Origin of the sequence: Cyanobium gracile PCC 6307 (assembly GCF_000316515.1) — a bacterium.
GTDB classification, from domain to species: domain Bacteria; phylum Cyanobacteriota; class Cyanobacteriia; order PCC-6307; family Cyanobiaceae; genus Cyanobium; species Cyanobium gracile.
On sequence record NC_019675.1, the window covers coordinates 1,479,561 to 1,498,163 of the forward strand.

An 18,603-nucleotide genomic window follows, 5' to 3' on the forward strand; every position below is an offset into this window, starting at 1 on the left:
TAGGAAGCCACCCTCCCTGCCTAGGATCCGCCGAGCTGTCCGGAGCGAACGCCTGCCATGACCCCATCCCTCGCCAACTTCCTCAGCAGCCTCGCCTGGGGCGCGGTCATCGTGGTGATCCCCATCTCCATCGCCCTGGTGCTGATCAGCCAGAACGACCAGGTCGACCGGCGCCTCTGAGCCGACGGCCCCCCTGCGCCTGCCGATGACACGGCGGGCGCGGTCCTTAGAGTGGGTCCCGTCGCCCGGGTGAACCGCCGTGGTCAACGCCAGCCTCAACTGGGCCAGCATCGTCGGCATCGTCCTGGCGGTCGGTGGAGCCTTCCTCTATTTCATGAGGAGCTTCAAGCCGGCCCTGGCCCGGGACTACGACGTGTTCTTCGCCGCCATCGGCCTGCTCTGCGGCGGCATCCTCTTCTTCCAGGGCTGGCGCCTGGATCCGATCCTGCAGTTCGGCCAGTTTCTGCTGGCCGGCACCACGGTCTTCTTCGCCTACGAGAGCGTGCGCCTGCGGGGGGTGACCACCGAGCAGGCCCGCCGCTCCTCCTATTTCGACGACGAGGAACCCGCCGCCCCCTTCCGGCCCCGGGGCGGCCTCGGCGGTGGCCGCAGCTGGGACGACGAGCCCGACCGGTTCGATGAGCCTGAGCCGCTGCGGCGCCGCATCCCCTCTCGGGAAGAGCCCGAGGACGACTTCTACCGGCCGCGCCGTCCCAGCCGGGCCGCCATCCCCGAGCGGGCCGCCAGCCGCCGCGACGAGCCGGAATCCTGGGACAACCCCAGGGGCGAGCGCCCCTCCGGCCGCCCCGAGCGCCCTCCCCTCGACGATCGTCCCGACGGGATCGCCGGCCGCTACAGCGCCGGTGGTCAGGGCCGCGCCGCCGCCGGTGATTTCGGAGCCCGTCGCCGCGACCGCGACAGCGCCCCCGAGCCCCGCCGCGGCTCCCGTCCGGTGGCGGCGGCCGACACGGTTCCCCGCTCCACCCGCCGGGGCCCAGCCCCGATGGGCCGGGACTTCGCTGCCGGTTCCGCGGCCGCCGCTCCGCCGGGCACACCCATGGGCACCCCGATTCGCCCCAGCTCGCGGGGCGGCCCCGCCGATGACGTCAGTGATGCCGACTTCTCGCCGATGGCCAGCGGCCGGCCACGGCGCGCGGCCGCGGAGACCCGCCCGCCGGCGGCCGACCCTCCCGCCCGCCCCCCTGCGGCCAGAGACAACAGCTCCCGTTTCGACGACTGAGCCGCCGCCCTGCCGGCTGAGTCGCCCTGCTGGCACCCGCCTGCCCCTGCTGGCTGTGGCGCTCCTGGCCCTGCTGCTCTCCGGCTGCGGCAGTTGGGGCTGGGGGCGCCGCAGCGCCGGGCCGGTGGGATGGGGCGGTGCCGACCGCCAGGATCCGGCCCTGAGCGGCAACGGCCGTGTGCTGGCCAGCGTGGTGCGCCGCGATGGCCGCGACACGGTGCTGCTGCAGGAGCAGCCCTCCGGCACGGTGCTGCCCCTGCGTCACCTGCAGCGGCTCCAGCCCCACCGCTCCCCGTCCCTGAGCTGGAACGGTCGCTATCTGGCCCTGCTGGTTCAGGAGGGCCCGGATCGGCGGGTGGTCATCGAGGATCGGGCGACCGGGCGGCTGCACCGCCTGCCGTTACCGGGCGGCCTGCTGCCCGACAGCCTCAGCCTGGCGCCCGACGGGCGGCGCATCGCCATCGCCACAGAGGGGGACGGCCGCTCCCGCGTGCTGCTCTACGACCTCTCCGCCCTGCTGGAGCCTGACCTGCCCGCCGGCCTGAGCGTGCGGGGAGCTCCGGGTGACGCCCCATGAGCGCATGTGCCGGCAGGCTGGCGCGGGCGGCGGCGGTGGCGGCCCTGCCGCCGCTTCTGGCGGGCTGCCTGGGTCCGCTGCCCCAGCCACTGGTGGGGCTCAACCAGCGGCTCGAGGCCGCCGGCCCCGCCGGGGCCCCCTCCCTGGCGGGCGACTGGCTGGCCCTGATCGTCAGCCAGGGCGGCCGCGACCGGGTGCAGCTGGTGGACCTGCAACGCCAGCAGCCGGTGCCTCTGCCAGGCCTGGAGCGCCCCGACGCCCAGCCCCTGAGCGTGGCGGTGGATGGCCGCGGTGAGCGGCTGGCCCTGGTGCGCCAGCTGGAGGGGCGCACGGAGCTGGTGCTCTACCGCCGCAACCTGATGGCCCTGCAGCCGGTGCCGCTGCAACCGGCGGGAGTACCCCGGCGTGTGGCCCTGCGGGCCGACGGCCGCGAGCTGGCGGTGGAGGTGAGCCGCCAGGGCCAGTGGCAGGTGGACCTGATCGCCGTGCCCTGATCAGGGCACCAGGCCGGCCCAGTGCAGGAAGGTGTCGTGGCTGAGGGCCTCGATCAGGAGCACGGCGACGAAGCCGAGCATGGCGAAACGGCCATTGACCCGCTCGGCGTAGCCGCTCCAGCCGAAGGCGGGCACCTCGGAGGTGGTGGCGCTGGTGGCGGGCGGGGAGACGGCGGCCGGAGATGCGTCGGCTGATGGGTTGACAGAAGGGTCGCTCATCGGATCAGTCCTGGCGGCCAAAGGTATAGCCGGCCGCCGGAAGCAGGCGCCAGCCGGCGCTGCCATCCAGCTCCAGCACCGTGTCGTGGTAGGAGGTGAGGGTGGGCCGGTGGCCGACGCTCACGAAGGCCATCTCCCGCTGCACCAGCAGTTCGTAGAGGGCCTTCTCGGTGGCCACGTCGAGGGCGCTGGTGGCCTCGTCGAGCACCACGAACCGGGGCGAGTTGAGCAGCAGCCGGGCGAAGGCCAGGCGCTGCTGCTCACCGAGGGAGAGCAGCCGGGGCCAGTCCTGCTTGATGTCGAGGTCGGGGTAGCGGTGCACCAGCTCGGGCAGACGCACCTCCTCGAGCACATGGCGGAGCTGCTCGTCGCTGAAGCGGTCGGTGGGCTGGGGGTAGCAGAGCTGCTCCCGCAGGCTGCCCAGCAGCATGTAGGGCTTCTGGGGGATGAACATCAGCTCCCCCACCGGCGGCCGCTGCACGTTGCCGGCGGAAGGGGGCCAGAGGCCGCTCACCAACCGCAGGAAGGAGGTCTTGCCGCACCCCGAGGGGCCCACCACCAGCAGCCGCTGGTTGGCGGTCACCTCCAGGCTCAGGTCGCGCACCAGCAGGCGGTTGGTGCGGGGCGGCACCAGATCCACATGGCTCACCAGGATCGATTCGGGACGCACGGCGCCGGCCCCGGCCCCCATGGCACCCCCGGCGGAGGCCTGCTCGGCGGCCACGAACTCGGCCATCTCGGCGCTGATGGACTCCACCTTGCCCTGGAAGCCCTCGAGACGGCTGATGGAGGCGGAGAAGGCGGCCAGCCGGTCGATGTTGTTGACGATGTAGCTGACCGAGAACAACACCTGGGAGAAGGCGATGCTGGCCTGGCCGAAGACACCGAAATCCACCTCCTTGGCGAAGTAGATCGGTGCGATCACCAGCCAGGGCAGGAAACGGGAGAAGTAGTCGTAGGAGCGCTGGATGACGCTGATCAGGGCCTCCCAGATGATCAGGCGGTTGTAGTTGACGATCACCCCGTCCAGGCGTCGTTCCCCCTCCTTCTGCTCCTGGCGTTCCCCCCGGTAGAAGGCGATCGATTCGGCGTTGTCGCGGATGTGGACCAGGCCATAGCGGAAATCAGCCTCCAGCTTCAGCTGCTGGTAGTTGAGGTTCACCAGCTTGCGGCTGGCGAACACGATCAGGGCCGTGCCGCCGACCGAATAGGCCAGCAGCCACAGGGCCAGGGTCTGGTTGATGCTCCAGAGAACGATGATGAAGCTGAAGAAGGTGAGCAGGGCGGAGATGATCTCCACCGTCACGCTCAGGCTGGTGGCGGTGAAGCTGGCCGCGTCCTGGGAGATCCGCTGGTCCGGGTTGTCGATCTCCTCAACACTTTCATCGTTGGGGTTGAGAACGTAGTAGGCCCGGTTGGTGAGATAGCGGCCCAGCATGCGCCCGCTGAGCCACTCCCGCCACAGCAGCCCCAGCTTGGGAATCAGGTAGCTCTGGATGGCGCGGATCGGCAGGGCCAGCACCAGACAGAAGGCGTAGATCGCGACGATCTTCCAGAACTCCTCCGCCTTGTACGCCACCAGGGCGTTCTCGATGTTCCGGGCGATGAAGCTGATGCCGACGTTGATGCCGTTGATCACCAGGATCAGCAGGGCGATGATGCCGAGCAACAGCCAGGGCAGCCAGCGCCCCTGGCGCAGCTTGGCCCGCAGGCTGATGAAGGCGCCCAGGCCGGCGGCGAACAGCACCATGATCACGATGCCGATCGGCCCGCTCCAGACCGCGGCCACCTGCTCGGGCACCCCGGGCAGGAAGCGGTTGCGCAGCTCGGGGATCCAGGCCCCGGCCGCGGCCACCACGCCGGTGAGCAGGAGCAGGGTGAAGCCCACCACCACCGCCAGCAGGGCCACCACCAGGAGCAGGAACTGGCCGCTGCCGCCGCCGCCTTCGTCGAGGGGCAGGAAGTAGGGCTGGGCCAGGCGCTGCAGCTTGCCCAGCTGCTCGCGAAGGGCCTTCAGGGGGGTCATGGGCGTGGGCGGATCGCGCCATTCTCACCGCCGGCCCCACCCGGCCGGGGCCGCGGTGTGCGGCCGGTGATCAGCCCGGCGGCCAGGCCAGCGGGCGGCCGCCGATGACGTGCAGATGCAGGTGGAACACGGTCTGGCCGGCCTCGGCGCCGCTGTTGATCACGGTGCGCCAGCTCTCGAGGCCCTCCAGCCGGGCCACCTTGGCCGCCACCAGCAGCAGGTGGCCCAGCAGGGCCCGGTGCTCGTCCGTGGCCTCCCCCAGCTGGGGGATCGGCTCGCGGGGGATCACCAGCACGTGCACCGGAGCCTGGGGATTCACATCCCGGAAGGCCAGGCAGAGGTCATCGGCATAGACCTCCTGACAGGGAATCTCGCCGCGCAGGATGCGGCCGAAGATGGTGTCGCTGCTGGTGTCACTGCTGCTGGCCATGAGTCGACGGGAAGTGGTCGGGAGGTGGCACTGAACGGGCAGTGAGCTCCGCGGGTGATGTTGGCACGGTGCAGCAGCGGGGCCCTGCGGGGCTTCGAGGCCCTGCCGGTGACGGTGGAGGTGGACATCGCCCCGGGGCTGCCGGGGCTGCGGGTGGTGGGCCTGGCGGATGCAGCGGCCCAGGAGTCCCGGGAGCGGGTGCGGGGGGCGCTGCGCAACGCCGGCCTGCGGGTTCCCCTGACCCGGGTGGTGGTGAACCTGGCCCCCGCCGACCTGCCCAAGGCCGGCCCCGGCTTCGATCTGCCCATCGCCCTGGGGCTGCTGGTGGCCAGCCAGCAGCTGGCCCCGGCCCTGGTGGAGGGCCTCTGGAGCGCCGGTGAGCTGGGCCTCGACGGCCGGCTGCGGCCGATCCGGGGGGTGCTGGCCCTGGCCCTGGCGGCCCGCCGGCACGGGGCCCAGGCCCTGGTGGTGCCGGCGGCCAACGCCACCGAGGCCGCCCTGGTGGAGGGACTGCCCGTCTGGGGGGCCGAAGATCTGGGGGAGGTGGTGGCCCTGCTGCAGGATCCGGGGCGCGCGGCGGCGCCAGCGGCGGCGGTCCCGCCGGAGCCGCCGCTGGCCGCTCCCGACCTGGCCGAGGTGCGGGGCCAGGCCCATGGCCGCCGGGCCCTGGAAATCGCCGCGGCCGGTGGTCACCACCTGCTGCTGGTGGGGGCGCCCGGCAGCGGCAAGACGATGCTGGCCCGGCGTCTGCCGACGCTGCTGCCCCCCCTGGCGCACCAGGAGGCCCTGGAGGTCACCCAGCTCCACTCCCTGGCCGGATTGCTGGGGGAGGGGGTCGGCCTGCGGCGACAGCGCCCGTTCCGCAGCCCCCACCACGGCTGCTCCGCCGCCGCCCTGATCGGTGGCGGCGCCGTGCCCCGGCCGGGGGAGCTGAGCCTGGCCCACCACGGTGTGCTGTTCCTCGATGAGCTGGCGGAGTTCCGCCGTGAGGTGCTCGACCAGCTGCGCCAGCCCCTGGAGGAGGGGGAGCTGTGGATCAGCCGTGCCCGACAGCGTTGCCGTTTCCCCAGCCGCGTGCTGCTGGTGGCGGCCACGAATCCCTGTCCCTGCGGCTGGTACGGCGACCCCAGCCAGAGCTGCCGCTGTGGTGAGGCCCAGCGGCGCCGTCACTGGGGGCGTCTCCCAGGGCCCCTGCTCGACCGGATCGACCTTCAGGTGGTGATGCGCCGCCCGGAGGCCCGGGACCTGGGCGGGGCCTACCGCGGGGCCCCGCAGCAGGTGAGCTCTGGCGGCGAAGCCAGTGCGGTGGTGGCGCAACGGGTGGCGGCGGCGCGCCGGCGGATGGGCGAGCGCAACCCGCAGGGAGCGGCCAACGGCCAGCTGGATGGGCCCTCCCTGGCCGCCGTGGTGGATCCGGCGCCGGAGGCCCTGGCGCTGTGGGAGCGCGCCATCAGCCAGCGGCGCCTATCCGCCCGGGGGGCGGAGCGGGTGTTGCGGGTGGCCCGCACCATCGCCGATCTGGCCGGCGAGGAGCAGGTGGCCAGCGGCGCCATCGCCGAGGCCCTCAGCTACCGCTCCTTCGATCGGATCGACTGAGGGACGGGATGGACTGAGGCGAAGCTGCTCTCAGCGGCGCCGGCGCCGCGGCGGGCTGTCGCTGTAGGGCTGCACGCCGATCAGGGGCGGCCTGTGCAGGGCTTCCTCACCCGGATTCCCCCAGGCGTGGTTGATGGTGTCGGCCAACCAGTGGCCGAAACGCTCAAGCGCTGAGGCAGACCGTGCGTGGCCTGCGGTGGAGGCGACCGGATGGCCCATGACCCTGCTGCGATGGCCCCTCCAGCCTGGAGCCGGTGGGAGGTCAGGGCAACAGGTACAAGCACCTGAATCGGTGCCCCCGAGGCCAGGCTCAGCGGCGACGGCGGCGCTGCTGGGCCTTGCGCTTGTACTTCTCGGTGGGGGTTTCGTGGTGGCGCAGCCGCTTCAGATCGGCAAAGATGCCCGCCTTGGACACCTGGCGCTTGAAGCGGCGCAGGGCCGATTCGATGCCTTCGTTTTCGCCGACGGTGACCTGGGTCATGAAGTACTGCTGAGACGTTCGCAGCGTTGCACCCTAGCAAGCGGGGCTTCGGCCCCCACCTCAGAGCTTGGTGGCGGGGATGGCCGGCGGAGCCACGGGCTGCTGGGCGGCGGCGGGAGCCGGCTCCGTCGCGGGGGGGACGGCCGTGGGGCGGGTCGTCGAGGGCATCACCCGGCGCCCGGCGGCGGCGGGCCTGGTGCTGGGGACTGACGCGGCAGGCCTGCTGATCGGGGCGGCGGCGGCAGGTGTGGCGGTGGTGGCAGGCGTGGCAGGTCTGCCGGTGGTGGCAGGGGCCGGCGTGCCAGTGGCGGCGGCGGGCTGGGCCGGCGGCATCGTGGCCGGCTGGGCGGCGGTGGCCGCCGTTCCCGGCCAGCTATCGGCATAGACGTACAGGTGGCCGAGGTTGCGGCCGCCGAACTGGCGCCGCATCAGCCGCCAGCCCGGCTCCAGGTGGAGCTTGAGGAAACCGGCCGCGCTGCCCCGGGTGCGGGCCACCACCATCTCTGGGCCGGCCCCGGCCTTGGTGGGGAAGGCCAGCAGCAGCATGTCGCCGCCGCTGCGGGTGACCATCAGCCGGTAGGAGGTGGCCAGGTCCTGGCCGCCCACCCGCACCGAATAGCCGTTGGCGTCGATGTAGCGGTTGCAGATGCCGGTGAAATCGAAGGTGGCCAGCAGGGGGTTCACCGGGGACGGCAGGCCCGCACCCACCTCGAAGCAGGGGCGCACCGGCTTGAGCTGCTCGTAGATGTTGAGCTGGGCCTTGTCGCCCCGGGTGCCGATGGGGGCCGCCACCAGCAGGAAGTTCTGCTGATCCACCTCGGCGGCGGCGAACAGGGCGGAGGCGCGGACCGGCGCGGGGACGGCTGTGGCCAGGGTGGTCGCCAGCACCGTCAGGGCCGCCAGGCCTGCGCGGGGAAGCACGGGGAAGGTCACGGCGTTCATCGAAGCGGCCTGAATCGTATGAACGGCAACCACCGGAAACCAGCCCGTGTGTCCCAATCGGCCGGCCGGTTGTCGGGCCGGCCGAGGCGGAGCCAAGCGCCGTGGCCGGGTCGCCTGGCGGCCGTGTGCTCAGGCGGGCTTGTTGATGCGGATCGCCACCAGCAGCGCCAGCACCGTGCCCGGCAGACTGCCCGCCAGGATCCAGCGGGTGGCCTGGACGCCCAGGTCGGGGTCGCCGTAGGAGAGCTCGAAGATCGATCCGGTGGCGGCGATGCCAAGCAGGCAGGCCAGGCCCAGGAAGAGGCCGGCCAGGGGTTTCATCGGCATGGGATCAGCGGATCGACTGGACGTCGGAGCGGCGGAAGCCCTGCTGCTGCAGGCCCTCGTTGAGACTGAGCTCGTCGGTGACCCGATCGACGAACAGCACGCCGTTGAGATGGTCCATCTCGTGCTGGATGCAGCGGGCCAGCAGGCCGTCGGCCTTGAGGCGGCGGGGGCGGCCCGTCTCGTCGCGGAAGCTCACCTCCACCACCGAGGGACGCACCACGTCGAGGTAGACCCCGGGGATGCTGAGACAGCCCTCCTCATAGGTGTTGAAGGAGGCTCCGGCGGCGGTGATCTCGGGGTTGATCAGCACCAGCGGCGGGGTGGCGGCCTCCTCCAGATCCAGATCGATCACCAGCAGCTGGCGATGCACACCCACCTGGGGAGCGGCCAGGCCGATGCCCTTGGCGGTGTACATGCTGCGCAGCATGTCGCGGGCCAGATCCCGGATCGAGGCATCCACCTTGCTGATCCGCCGGGCCGGGGCCCGCAGCTCCTTCGAGCCCAGCTTGTGGATCTCCAGGGGTGGGCGCTCCACCGGCACCTTCGGCACCAGCACGGAGTTGCCGCCCTGTTCGGCCGACCGTGCCATCTGGGCGAAGCTGCGGGCCAAGTCGTCACCTGAAACGATGGACAGATTCTAGAAGCAGCCTGCGGAGGACTCGGTGGGGGGGCAGCCATGGCGGGACACGGGGCCCTTGCCCGCCGAGCTGGCGGTGGGCCGGACAGCCGGTGTCGTCGAACCGCGGCTGGACGGGGGGCGCCTGTTCTGGCTGGAGCAGCGCCCCGACGAGCGGGGACGCACCACCCTGATGGGGCGGGGTGGGACCGACGACGCGGCCGTGGAGCTGACCCCGGGGACCTGGAACCTGCGCACCCGGGTGCATGAATACGGCGGCGGCGCCTATGCGGTGGCGAGCGATCAGGTGGTGTTCGTCGACGACGGCGACCGCTGCCTGTGGCAGCTCGACCTAGCCGGCCCCAAAGCAGCCACGGCCGCAGGGGAACCCCGGCGGCTCACCGCCCCGCCCGACCCGGAGCGGCCGCGGGCCTTCGCCGATGGCCTGATCGACGGGCGGCGCCGGCGCTGGATCGGGGTGATGGAGCAGGACGGCCACGACCGGCTGGTGGCCGTGCCCCTGGCGGGGGGTGAACCGGAGCTGCTGCACCAGCCGGCCGATTTCTGCGGCTACGCGGTGCTGGCGCCGGACGGCGGCCACCTGGCCTGGGTGAGCTGGGAGCAGCCGTTCATGCCCTGGGAGCGGAGCCAGCTCTGGCTCGCCGCCATCGACGCCGCCGGGCGACTGGGCCAGGCCCGGCCCATCGCCGGGGCGGCGGCCGTGGATCCCCAGGGGATCTCGGTGTTCCAGCCTCTCTGGCTCGACGACGGCTCCCTGGTGGTGGCCAACGACCGCAGCGGCTGGTGGAACCTGGAACGGCTGGAGGACGTGGCCGGCCTGGGGGCGGACACCCCGCCCCACTGGCAGCCGCTGTGCCCCATGGAGGCGGAGTTCGCCACGCCGCAGTGGGTGTGTGGCCTGCGCACCACGGCCTGGGACGGCACGCGGCTGCTGGCGGCGGTCTGCCGCCAGGGGCGCTGGGAACTGGTGCGGCTGGGGCTCGACGGCGGCCCCTGGGAGGCGATCCCCCTGCCCTTCAGCGACCTGGCGGCCCTGGGCGCCGAGGCGGGCCGGCTGGTGGCGGTGGCCGCCGCCCCCGCCATCGGCCAGGGGCTGCTGGAGCTGGACACGGCCAGCGGCACCTGGCGGCACACGCCGGCCGCCCCGGCGCCGCTGGCGGCCGGGGCGATCAGCCTCCCCGAACCCCTCTGGTTCGATGGCCACGGCGGCGCACCCACCCAGGCCTGGTACTACCCGCCCCGGGGCGGGAGCCGGGCCGATGCCCCCCTGCTGGTGAAGGGCCACAGCGGCCCCACCGCCATGGCCGGCACGGGGCTCAACCTGACCATCCAGTTCTGGACCAGCCGCGGCTGGGGCGTGGTGGACGTCAACTACGGCGGATCCACCGGCTTCGGGCGGGCCTACCGGCAGCGGCTCGACGGCCAGTGGGGCGTGGTGGACGTCGCCGACTGCGCCGCCGCCGCCAGGGCCGTGGTGGCGGCGGGCCGGGCCGACCCGGCCCGGGTGGCGTTCGAGGGCGGCAGTGCCGGCGGCTTCTCCGTGCTGGCGGCCCTGTGCTTCACCGACGTATTCACCGCCGGCGCCGTCCGCTACCCGGTGACCCATCCGGAGGCCCTGCTGGCCGTGGAGCATCGCTTCGAGGCCCGCTACACCGAGACCCTGATCGGCCCCTGGCCCGAGGCCCGGGAGCTCTACGAAGCGCGCTCGCCCCTGCGCCATGCGGACCGGATCACGGCACCGGTGCTGTTCTTCCACGGCCTCGACGACCGGGTGGTGCCGGCCCGTCAGAGTGAGCGGATGGTGGATGCGCTCAGGCAACACGGACGGGAGGCAGAACTGCACCTGATTCCCGGGGAGGGCCACGGCTTCCGTGAGCGCGGGGTGCGTACCGCGGTGCTCGAGGCCACCGAAGCCTTCTTCCGCCGCCAGTTCCACCTGTGATCGCATCGCTGGTGCCGGGGGTGGTGGATCGGGTGGAGTGGCTGGCGCTGGCCCTGGCCGCCCTGACCGTGCTGCTGCTGATCGGCGCCGGCATCGGCGGCCTGCTGGGCATGAAGCGCTGGGGGCTGCCGGAGGCCCTGCTGGCGGGCGGCCTGGGGCTGGTGGTGGCCCCGGCCGGGCTGCTGCCCCTGCTGCCGCAGCGGGTCATCGACCTCTGGGACCAGCTGCCCCTGCCCCTGCTCACCTTGGTGTTCGCCACCCTGCTGCTGGGCAAGCCGCTGCCGAAGCTGGGGGGCCTGTGGCGCCCGCTCTCGGCCCAGGTGCTGCTCGCCCTCACCCTGGCCTTCGGCCAGTTCCTGGTGGGGGGCCTGGCGGTGCTGCTGGTGCTGCAGCCCTGGCTGGGGGTGAGCCCGGTGATGGCCTGCCTGATCGAGGTGGCCTACGAGGGCGGGCACGGCTCCGCCGCCGCCATGGGTCCCACCTACGAGCGGCTGGGGCTGGAGGGGGCCCAGGCCCTGGGGCTGGCCATGGCCACCGTCGGGCTGCTGGTGTCGACGGTGGTGGGCGGCCTGCTGGTGGTGCTGGCCCGGACCCGGCGCTGGCTGATGTTCCCGGACGCGCTGCCGATCGAGGCGGCGATGGCGATCGTCGAAGGGGAGACCCCGCCGCTGCAGGAGGTGCCGATGGATCTGCCCCTGGAGGCGGGCACCGTGGAGGTGCCGGCGCTGTGGCGGCAGCTGGCCGACTGGGCCGTGAACCTGGGCCTGGCGGGGGTGGCGGTGCTGTTCGGCTGCGGGGCGCTGGCGGCCCTGCGTTTCGTCGCCGACGCCAGTGGCGGAGTCTTCGCCATGGTGATCGATGCGCTGCCCGTGTTCCCCCTGGCCCTGGTGGGCTCCCTGCTGGTGCGCCTAATCCTGGAGAAGAGTGGCCAGACCCAGTGGGTCTCGACCGCCATCCAGGGGCGGACCGGCACGATCTCCGCCGATCTGCTGATCACCGCCGCCACCGCCTGCCTGGATCTGAGCCTGCTGGCCCATGACTGGATCCCCCTGACGGTGCTGGCGCTGGTGGGCCTGCTGTGGAACCTGGGGGTGATCCTGCTGCTGGCGCCGCGGATCCTGCCGCCCGACTGGTTCGAGCGGGCGATCATCGAATTCGGCCAGGCCACCGGGGTGGCCGCCAGCGGCCTGCTGCTGCTGCGCATGGCCGACCCGGGCGACCGCAGCCAGGCGGTGACGGCCTTTTCGATCAAGCAGCTGCTGCTCCAGCCCCTGCTGGCCGGCGGCGTGATCACCGTGGTGGCCCCGCTGGTGGTGGATGGCTGGGGGCTGCCGGCCTGGACCGGCCTCTGCCTGGGCCTGGTGGTGCTCTGGAGCGGGCTGGGGCTGTGGCTGGCGGCGCGGGCGAAGGCAACGGCCTGAGCCGCCAGCCGGTTCCGGTCCGAAGGCGGCGATGGGGGGTCTCCGATCGGCCATCGCTGAGAGGATTCGCCCCGGATCCCCCCACCTGCACGGGCGTGCATCTGGTCGGCGAAGCCTTCCGCTCAGCGGTGGTGCCACCAGTTGTCATCCATGGTCTGGTGCACTCCGGATCGCGCTGGCCGGCATTGATGGAGATCAGGTGGCTGCCTTTCAAGGCACGGTTGTTGATGTGATCCCAGGCCGGCTACCAGTGGCCATCGCCGTGTCGATGGTCCTGGCTCAGCCCATTCCGGCCTTGTCCTTGACGTCTTCGACGGCATTGCGAACTTTGGCCTCGACCTGCTTCGCCTTGCCGGCAAGCTGATCGCCCTTATTCCCTGTGACGTTGCCGATGGATTCCTGGGTCTTGCCCTCAAAGTCCCTGGCGCCAGCCTTGACGCGGCCAGCCGTGGCGGCCAGAGGCAAGGGGGGAGAGATCGAGAGGTGGAAGGCTCCTGAGGCCTGGGCGGGAGTGCTCAAGGCCGGTGTGGCGATCAACACCAGCAGGCTGAAGGCCAGGCCAAGGCAAGTGGAGGCCAGCTGGCGCAGATAACGAAGGTGGTGAGTCATGGTGGCGATGGCGAGGGGATGGCGAAGGGGAAACAAGGTGTGGCGAGAAAGATCTGTTGCGGCCCATGCCTGATGCCCCAAGGCTGCTCAGACATCAGTGATCAGGGACAGCGATCACGACACTCTGATCAGATCATCGAGGCTCTGGCAGAGCGATTCACAGCACCTTGCCCCGTCCGGTTATGAAAGAAACCAAGGCAAGCACGAGAAAGACAACAAACAGAATCTGGGCGATGCTCGCAGCCGATCCGGCGATGCCACTGAAGCCGAGGAAGGCAGCGACAATCGCAATGATGAAAAAAGTAATGGCGTAGTTCAGCATGACAGAGCTCCTAAGGGGTGTTAATCAACTCGTTAATCTCCTGTTGACTCTTGCCGAGTTTCTGCTGCAAATGACCGAGCAGCTCCTCTTCCTGACCTTCGGCGAAGTCCAGGTCATTATCGGTGAGCTCCGCGAACTTCTGCCTGAGCTTGCCTTTCAACTCATGCCATTCACCTTTGAACTGGAGCTTATTCATGATCAGGTCCGCAAGGGTGTTGGATCGATGCCAGAGCGCGTGGAGCGGCCGGATCGCTGCGAGTGCATGTCCTTTCGCTTGTGATGGCGTAGCTCTTCCCTTTCACTATGGGGCTGAAGCTGGTATGTGATTGACGTAGATGTGCTTCATATCAACGGCACCACCAAGGCCAACCATTGCTAGCTGGCTCCGTTCTGTGGAAATGATTGGGGGGGGGTTGACTCTGGGTGGGCCATGGCACCTGCCCGGCGACTGCCAAAGCGCATGCTGACCTTGCCGTCAGCATCGGCAAGCGTTGGGTTCTCATAACGTGAACCCTGACCCATTGGGCGGTGTCGAACCCCCTGCCATCCCGATCCAGTCTCCAGGGTGCGGCACCTGATCGTGGAGTTCGGCAAAGGCCTCACCCAAGGCCTGCACCGATCTCAGCCTCAGGGGCGGGAAGGCGATCAACCTGGGAAGCAGCGGCAATCCCTGGCCCAATGTCACGGAGGCCACCTGAATGATCAGCTCATCCAGCAGGTCAGGATCGAAGGACTGACCCGCCAACTCGCCCCCTCCGGCAATCCAGAAGTTCTTTCCCTTCGCAGCCGCTGCCATCTGCTGATGCACAGGCGTGACCGCACCCTGCACGAAGCGCAGGTCCGCGTCCCGCACGGCATCAAGCTTGCGGCCCGAGAATATCCCTGTGGGCTGGGTGTAGAGCCAGGCCTTCTCGTCCGGCGTTCCCCCCTTGATGTAATGATCCAGGAGCCACTGATTGGTGGATGAGCCCATGGCAATCGCCCCAATGTCAGCCAGGAAGTTTTTGTAGCCTGGACCCTCGGCTTCACCGAACTGAAGCAGCCAGTCCAGGGAGTTGTCCGTGGTAGCGAGGAAGCCATCCAGGCTGGATGCGGAATACGATTGATTTTTCAATGTCGTTGGCAAAAATGTGTGGTTGACAAAAGGCGCTATCGCTTGCACTTTGTTGCATCCCATAACGCCTGGACGCCTGGGATCACAACAGGCCAGCATCTGATTCGCCGTGGCTCTGCGATTGATCGCAATGTCATTAGCCTTATTCCAGCCAGAGCGGCTGGAACCGAACCATGGTGTTACGGGACCATCACGGCATTCCTGCCCAAGGTGTTGGCCCCGCTTTGCGCATTCATGAGATCAACGGCGTCCTGGGTTCACTGTCCGAATGGAAAGTGATCCGTGGTGATCATGGGCAAGAGGTCTGGACGTTCTTGCTGGACGAACGCGGTCAGAGGGTCAGGGCCCATGACGAAACCCACCAGGGCCGAGCGGGTGCAGCGGTTCTTCGCCGATCCGGGCCCCGGCCGGATCACGGGGGCCGCTGATGACGACCCCTGGGGCCTCTCCACTGATTCGGTGACTGAAGCCGCCTTTCTGCCCCCCCGATTCAGGAGCCCACGGCCACGATCCCTGACAGCCACGAGTCGCGCCGCGAGGTGCGCCGCGAGGCGCGCCTATCGCACCATCGCGGCCACGTTCCCGCCATCGACGGTGAGCACGGCGCCGGTGGTGCGCTCCATGCGGGCCAGGGCCACGAAGGCGTCGGCCACGTCGCTGGCGCGCACCTCGGCTCCCAGCAGGTTGCCGGCCATGTAAAGCTCCTCGCTGAGGCCGCGGGCGGCGGAGCGCTCCCGGATCATGGTGTCGTCGAGCAGACCGGAGCGGATGCGGTCGGCGTTGATGGCATTCACCCGCACGGCCGCCTCGCCTTCCTCAAGGGCGTACTGGCGCACCAGGGCCAGCAGGGCCGCCTTGCTGATGCCGTAGGCGCCGAAGTTGGGCCCGGGATTGAGGGCCTGCTTGCTGACGTTGAACAGCAGCTGGCCCCCCAGCACCGGGCGACCGCCGTCCTGGGAACGGTCCTGGGCACGGAACACCGCCAGGGCCGCCTGGGCCACGCTCTGGTGGGCGAAGAAGTTGAGTTCGAAGCTGGCCCGCAGGTCGGCGTCGGCCAGGGTGGCCATCGGGCCGGTCCAGGCGGCGCCGGCATTGCTCACCACGATGTCGAGGCCGCCGAAGTGGGCCGCCACCGCATCGATCGCCGCGCGGACCTGGGCCGGGTCGGTGACATCGCAGGCCGCGGCGAGGGCCCGCTTGCCGCAGGCGGCGGCCACCTCCGCCGCGGCCTCCTGCTCCAGATCAAGCACGGCCACCTCGGCGCCGGCGGCGGCGAAGGCCCGGGCGGTGGCGGCACCGATGGCACCGGCGCCGCCGGTGACCAGCACCACCCGGCGTGCCAGGGGCTTCTCGGCCGCCTTGCCGAGCTTGGCCTGCTCCAGGCTCCAGTACTCCATGGCGAAGGTGTCGGTCTCGCCCACGGGCGCGAAGCGGCCGATGGCCTCGGCCGCCAGCAGGGTCTGGGCCCAGGCCTCGGCGATGTCGGCCACGGTCGCCGCCTCGGCGGCCGACTTGCCGATCCCCACCAGCCCCAGGCCAGGGATCGCCGCCACCCGCGGCAAGGGATCAAGCGCCTTCTTCACGCCCCCGGCAGCCGCGTTCTGGCGCTGGAAGTAGGCGCGGTACTCGGTGGCATAGGCCTCCAGGGCCTGCTCAAGGGAGCGGCCCCAGGCGGCCAGGGCCGGGCCGTCGCCACCGGGCGGCAGCGTCGGCAGCACCAGGGGCTGGGCCTTCGTGCGGATCACGTGGTCGGGGGTGGCGACGCCGCGGCCGGCCCAATCCGGCAACCGGGCGTCATCGCTGATGGCGCGGGCCAGGGGGGTGTCGCGCAGCGCCAGGATCCAGTGGGCACGGACGCCGGCGGCGACGGCGGCCCGGCCCAGGGCGCCCCGCAGCACCGGCAGCACCGCCGCCGCAGGGGCCGGGCGCTCCGGCACGGTCACGGCGTGGATCGAGCGCTCGCCCCGGGCCAGGCGCTCCTCGGCCCGCCGCACCAGGTCGATCATCCGGTCGTAGCTCTGCTCGGCCGTCGCCCCGAAGGAGAACAGGCCGTGCTGCAGCAGCACCATGCCCTCCGGTTCGCGGCCGCCGGCCGCCGCGGCCTCGTAGGCCAGGGCCGCCGCCTTGGCCAGGGCGAAACCGGGCATGACGTAGGGCACCAGGGCCACCCGATCGCCGTACACCTCGCGGCACACCTCGGCCGCATCGGGCTGGTCGGCCAGGGCCAGCAGGGCGATCGAGTGGGTGTGGTCGACGAAGGTGTGGGGCAGGAAGGCGTGCAGCAGCGCCTCCACCGAGGGGTTGGGGGCGGCCGGATCGATCAGGTTCTGGCGCTGGGCCGCCACCATCGCCTCATCGCTGAGGGCGTCGAGGGCCCGCAGGGCCTGGAGGGGCTCCAGCCGCACCGCCGGATGGCCCGGCGGCTCGATCGTGCCCAGGTCCCAGCCCGATCCCTTGACGCACAACACCCGGATCGGCTCGCCCAGCAGCCCGTGCACGGTGGTCTTCACCGAGGTGTTGCCACCGCCGTGCAGCACCAGCTCGGGGTCGGCCCCCAGCAGCCGGGCCGAGTAGGTGCGCAGGGCCAGGTCTTCGTTCACCCCTTGCGCGCCGTAGCGGGCGATCGCTTCGCGGGCGGCGGCATCCGACCAGCGATGTTGCACGGCCATGGGGCGAAACGGGGACTCTGGGGGGAGACTACGGGGAGCGATCCTCCAGGGGCTGCCCGTGTCCATCCGCTGCCGCCGCGAGGTCTTGACGCCGTGGGCCTGCCTGGCGCGCTCGCCGCTGGTGCTGCCCCTGCTGCTGGCGATGGAGGTGGCGGTGGGCGGCGGGTTGGCGGCCCCCGCCCGGGCCCAGGCGATCCCGCCCCAGATCCCCCGCGACGGCTGGAAGGACTGCGAATACAACGACAAGCCCCTGGCCTGCGTCGATGAGCAGGTCCCCGGGGGCCTGAAGATCCGATGGAAGGACGGCCAGTCCATGACCTACCGGGAGGTGTCGGGCAAGGGCAAGGACGCCAGCGGCAGCGACCGGCTGCGCGACCGGCTGGGGGGCCTCTGGCGGCGGGAGCTGTTCGTGCAGGGCAACATCACCCTCACCAACGAGGCCAACGGCAACCGGATCTTCGTGCCGCTGCGCTTCCCCTGCAAACCGCCCCTGAAGGGGGAGGTGGGCTACTGCCGCTACTGACTCAGCCGCCCGCCATGAGAGCGATCCTCGCCACCCCTGCCCTGGTGGACACGGAGCTGCCGGAGCCCGTCCCGGGCCCCCACGACCTGCTGGTGCGGATCGAGGCGGTGGCGGTGAACCCGATCGACACCAAGCTGCGGGCCGCCGTGCGCGAAGGGGATCCACCCCGGCAGCTGGGCTGGGACGCCGCCGGGGTGGTGGCGGCGGTGGGGGAGCGGGTGGGCCGCTTCCGGGTGGGGGAGGCAGTGATATTCGCGGGCGACGCGGGACGGGCCGGCTGCAACGCCGAGGCCGTGCTGGTGGACGAGCGGCTGGTGGGCCACAGGCCGGCGCGGCTCTCCTGGGCCGAGGCGGCCGTCGTGCCGCTGACGGGGCTGACGGCCTGGGAGGCCCTGTTCGAGCGGCTTGGGCTCGATCCGGATGCTGGTGCGGACGTGGGTGCTGCCGGTGGCGGGAGCAGCAAGGGGCCCAGCCTGCTGATCCTCGGCGGCGCCGGCGGGGTGGGCTCGATCGCCATCCAGCTGGCCCGCCGGGCCGGGGCCGCGGTGATCGCCAGCGCCTCGCGCCCCGAAAGTGCCGCCTGGGTGCGGGAGCTGGGGGCCGACCACGTCGTCGACCACCGCCGGCCTCTGGCCCCCCAGCTGGCGGCCCTGGGGTTCGAGACGGTAGATCGGATCGCCAACTTCAGCGACACCGACGCCTACTGGGAGGTGATGGCCGGGCTCATCGCCCCGCTGGGGTCGATCGTGGCGATCGTGGGCAACCGCCGCCCCCTCGACCTCAACCTGCTCAAGGCCAAGAGCGTGACGTTCGCCTGGGAGTTCATGTTCAGCCGCTCCCAGTTCCAGACCGCCGACATGGGGCTGCAGGGGGAGATCCTGGATCACCTCGCCGAGCTGTTCGAGCGGGGGGAGCTGCGCCCCACCCTGGGCCGCACCCTCAGCCCCATCAACGCCGCCAACCTGGAGATCGCCCACGCCCAGCTGGCCTCCGGGAGCACGATCGGCAAGATCGCCCTGGTGGGCTGGGGCTGA

21 protein-coding genes are annotated in these 18,603 nt (G+C 71.2%); 9 read left to right on the forward strand and 12 right to left on the reverse strand.

The features are described 5' to 3' along the window. Nucleotides 1–57: 57 nt before the first annotated feature. From psbX to CYAGR_RS07020, 4 genes are all read left to right on the forward strand, one after another. A complete protein-coding gene (gene psbX, locus CYAGR_RS07005) occupies nucleotides 58–180 on the forward strand; it encodes a photosystem II reaction center X protein (RefSeq protein ID WP_015109102.1) in 123 nt (40 codons plus the stop codon). A gap of 79 nt (nucleotides 181–259) precedes the next feature. Further along, a complete protein-coding gene (locus CYAGR_RS07010; protein ID WP_015109103.1) occupies nucleotides 260–1,240 on the forward strand; it encodes a Ycf66 family protein in 981 nt (326 codons plus the stop codon). A 55-nt stretch (nucleotides 1,241–1,295) separates the two neighbouring features. Next, a complete protein-coding gene (locus tag CYAGR_RS07015; RefSeq protein ID WP_015109104.1) occupies nucleotides 1,296–1,817 on the forward strand; it encodes a TolB family protein in 522 nt (173 codons plus the stop codon). Next, on the forward strand, nucleotides 1,814–2,311 hold the full coding sequence (locus tag CYAGR_RS07020; protein WP_015109105.1) for a TolB-like translocation protein: 498 nt from the start codon (nucleotides 1,814–1,816) through the stop codon (nucleotides 2,309–2,311). Before CYAGR_RS07015 ends, CYAGR_RS07020 begins: the two co-directional genes overlap by 4 nt. Here CYAGR_RS07020 and CYAGR_RS07025 read toward each other — a convergent pair whose 3' ends face one another. The 3 genes from CYAGR_RS07025 to CYAGR_RS07035 form a co-directional block, all read right to left on the reverse strand. Beyond that, entirely contained in the window at nucleotides 2,312–2,530 is a 219-nt protein-coding gene (locus CYAGR_RS07025) for a chlorophyll a/b-binding protein (protein WP_015109106.1), read from the reverse strand. It abuts the gene before it with no gap. Between the two features lie 4 nt (nucleotides 2,531–2,534). Next, nucleotides 2,535–4,556, reverse strand: coding sequence for an ABC transporter ATP-binding protein/permease (locus CYAGR_RS07030; protein WP_015109107.1), 2,022 nt, complete (start codon nucleotides 4,554–4,556; stop codon nucleotides 2,535–2,537). Between the two features lie 70 nt (nucleotides 4,557–4,626). Beyond that, nucleotides 4,627–4,986 carry a histidine triad nucleotide-binding protein gene (locus tag CYAGR_RS07035; protein WP_015109108.1) on the reverse strand — a complete coding sequence of 120 codons (360 nt, stop codon included), beginning with the start codon at nucleotides 4,984–4,986 and terminating at the stop codon, nucleotides 4,627–4,629. A 57-nt stretch (nucleotides 4,987–5,043) separates the two neighbouring features. Here CYAGR_RS07035 and CYAGR_RS07040 point away from each other — a divergent pair, with 57 nt between their 5' ends. Next, the gene (locus tag CYAGR_RS07040; protein ID WP_015109109.1) at nucleotides 5,044–6,582 is read left to right on the forward strand and encodes a YifB family Mg chelatase-like AAA ATPase; all 1,539 of its coding nucleotides are present in this window, start codon (nucleotides 5,044–5,046) and stop codon (nucleotides 6,580–6,582) included. Between the two features lie 310 nt (nucleotides 6,583–6,892). Here the strand turns inward: CYAGR_RS07040 and rpsU are convergent, their stop codons facing one another. The 4 genes from rpsU to def form a co-directional block, all read right to left on the reverse strand. Then, nucleotides 6,893–7,063: a 30S ribosomal protein S21 gene (gene rpsU, locus CYAGR_RS07045; RefSeq protein ID WP_006172073.1), complete on the reverse strand. Its 171-nt coding sequence runs from the start codon at nucleotides 7,061–7,063 to the stop codon at nucleotides 6,893–6,895. A gap of 60 nt (nucleotides 7,064–7,123) precedes the next feature. Then, a complete protein-coding gene (locus CYAGR_RS07050) occupies nucleotides 7,124–8,005 on the reverse strand; it encodes a DUF3747 domain-containing protein (RefSeq protein ID WP_015109111.1) in 882 nt (293 codons plus the stop codon). Nucleotides 8,006–8,134: 129 nt separating this feature from the next. Next, nucleotides 8,135–8,332, reverse strand: coding sequence for a hypothetical protein (locus tag CYAGR_RS07055; protein ID WP_015109112.1), 198 nt, complete (start codon nucleotides 8,330–8,332; stop codon nucleotides 8,135–8,137). 4 nt (nucleotides 8,333–8,336) lie between these two features. Then, nucleotides 8,337–8,942: a peptide deformylase gene (gene def / locus CYAGR_RS07060; RefSeq protein ID WP_015109113.1), complete on the reverse strand. Its 606-nt coding sequence runs from the start codon at nucleotides 8,940–8,942 to the stop codon at nucleotides 8,337–8,339. An 85-nt stretch (nucleotides 8,943–9,027) separates the two neighbouring features. On the opposite strand from def, the gene CYAGR_RS07065 reads away from it, so the two are divergent. Beyond that, on the forward strand, nucleotides 9,028–10,911 hold the full coding sequence (locus CYAGR_RS07065) for a S9 family peptidase (protein ID WP_015109114.1): 1,884 nt from the start codon (nucleotides 9,028–9,030) through the stop codon (nucleotides 10,909–10,911). Next, a complete protein-coding gene (locus CYAGR_RS07070) occupies nucleotides 10,908–12,332 on the forward strand; it encodes a sodium/glutamate symporter (protein WP_015109115.1) in 1,425 nt (474 codons plus the stop codon). Before CYAGR_RS07065 ends, CYAGR_RS07070 begins: the two co-directional genes overlap by 4 nt. A gap of 279 nt (nucleotides 12,333–12,611) precedes the next feature. Here the strand turns inward: CYAGR_RS07070 and CYAGR_RS19470 are convergent, their stop codons facing one another. From CYAGR_RS19470 to CYAGR_RS07095, 5 genes are all read right to left on the reverse strand, one after another. Further along, nucleotides 12,612–13,022 (reverse strand): CsbD family protein, encoded by a 411-nt coding sequence (locus CYAGR_RS19470; protein ID WP_342662075.1) that lies wholly within the window; start codon nucleotides 13,020–13,022, stop codon nucleotides 12,612–12,614. Nucleotides 13,023–13,098: 76 nt separating this feature from the next. After that, on the reverse strand, nucleotides 13,099–13,263 hold the full coding sequence (locus CYAGR_RS17010) for a DUF1328 domain-containing protein (protein ID WP_015109117.1): 165 nt from the start codon (nucleotides 13,261–13,263) through the stop codon (nucleotides 13,099–13,101). Nucleotides 13,264–13,273: 10 nt separating this feature from the next. Next, nucleotides 13,274–13,459 carry a CsbD family protein gene (locus CYAGR_RS17015; protein WP_015109118.1) on the reverse strand — a complete coding sequence of 62 codons (186 nt, stop codon included), beginning with the start codon at nucleotides 13,457–13,459 and terminating at the stop codon, nucleotides 13,274–13,276. 303 nt (nucleotides 13,460–13,762) lie between these two features. Next, the gene (locus CYAGR_RS07090; RefSeq protein ID WP_245552624.1) at nucleotides 13,763–14,476 is read right to left on the reverse strand and encodes a dihydrofolate reductase family protein; all 714 of its coding nucleotides are present in this window, start codon (nucleotides 14,474–14,476) and stop codon (nucleotides 13,763–13,765) included. Between the two features lie 458 nt (nucleotides 14,477–14,934). Further along, entirely contained in the window at nucleotides 14,935–17,046 is a 2,112-nt protein-coding gene (locus tag CYAGR_RS07095) for a bifunctional aldolase/short-chain dehydrogenase (RefSeq protein WP_015109120.1), read from the reverse strand. Between the two features lie 58 nt (nucleotides 17,047–17,104). On the opposite strand from CYAGR_RS07095, the gene CYAGR_RS07100 reads away from it, so the two are divergent. Then, nucleotides 17,105–17,569 (forward strand): hypothetical protein, encoded by a 465-nt coding sequence (locus CYAGR_RS07100; RefSeq protein WP_015109121.1) that lies wholly within the window; start codon nucleotides 17,105–17,107, stop codon nucleotides 17,567–17,569. A gap of 14 nt (nucleotides 17,570–17,583) precedes the next feature. Beyond that, nucleotides 17,584–18,603, forward strand: coding sequence for a zinc-binding alcohol dehydrogenase family protein (locus CYAGR_RS07105; protein ID WP_015109122.1), 1,020 nt, complete (start codon nucleotides 17,584–17,586; stop codon nucleotides 18,601–18,603).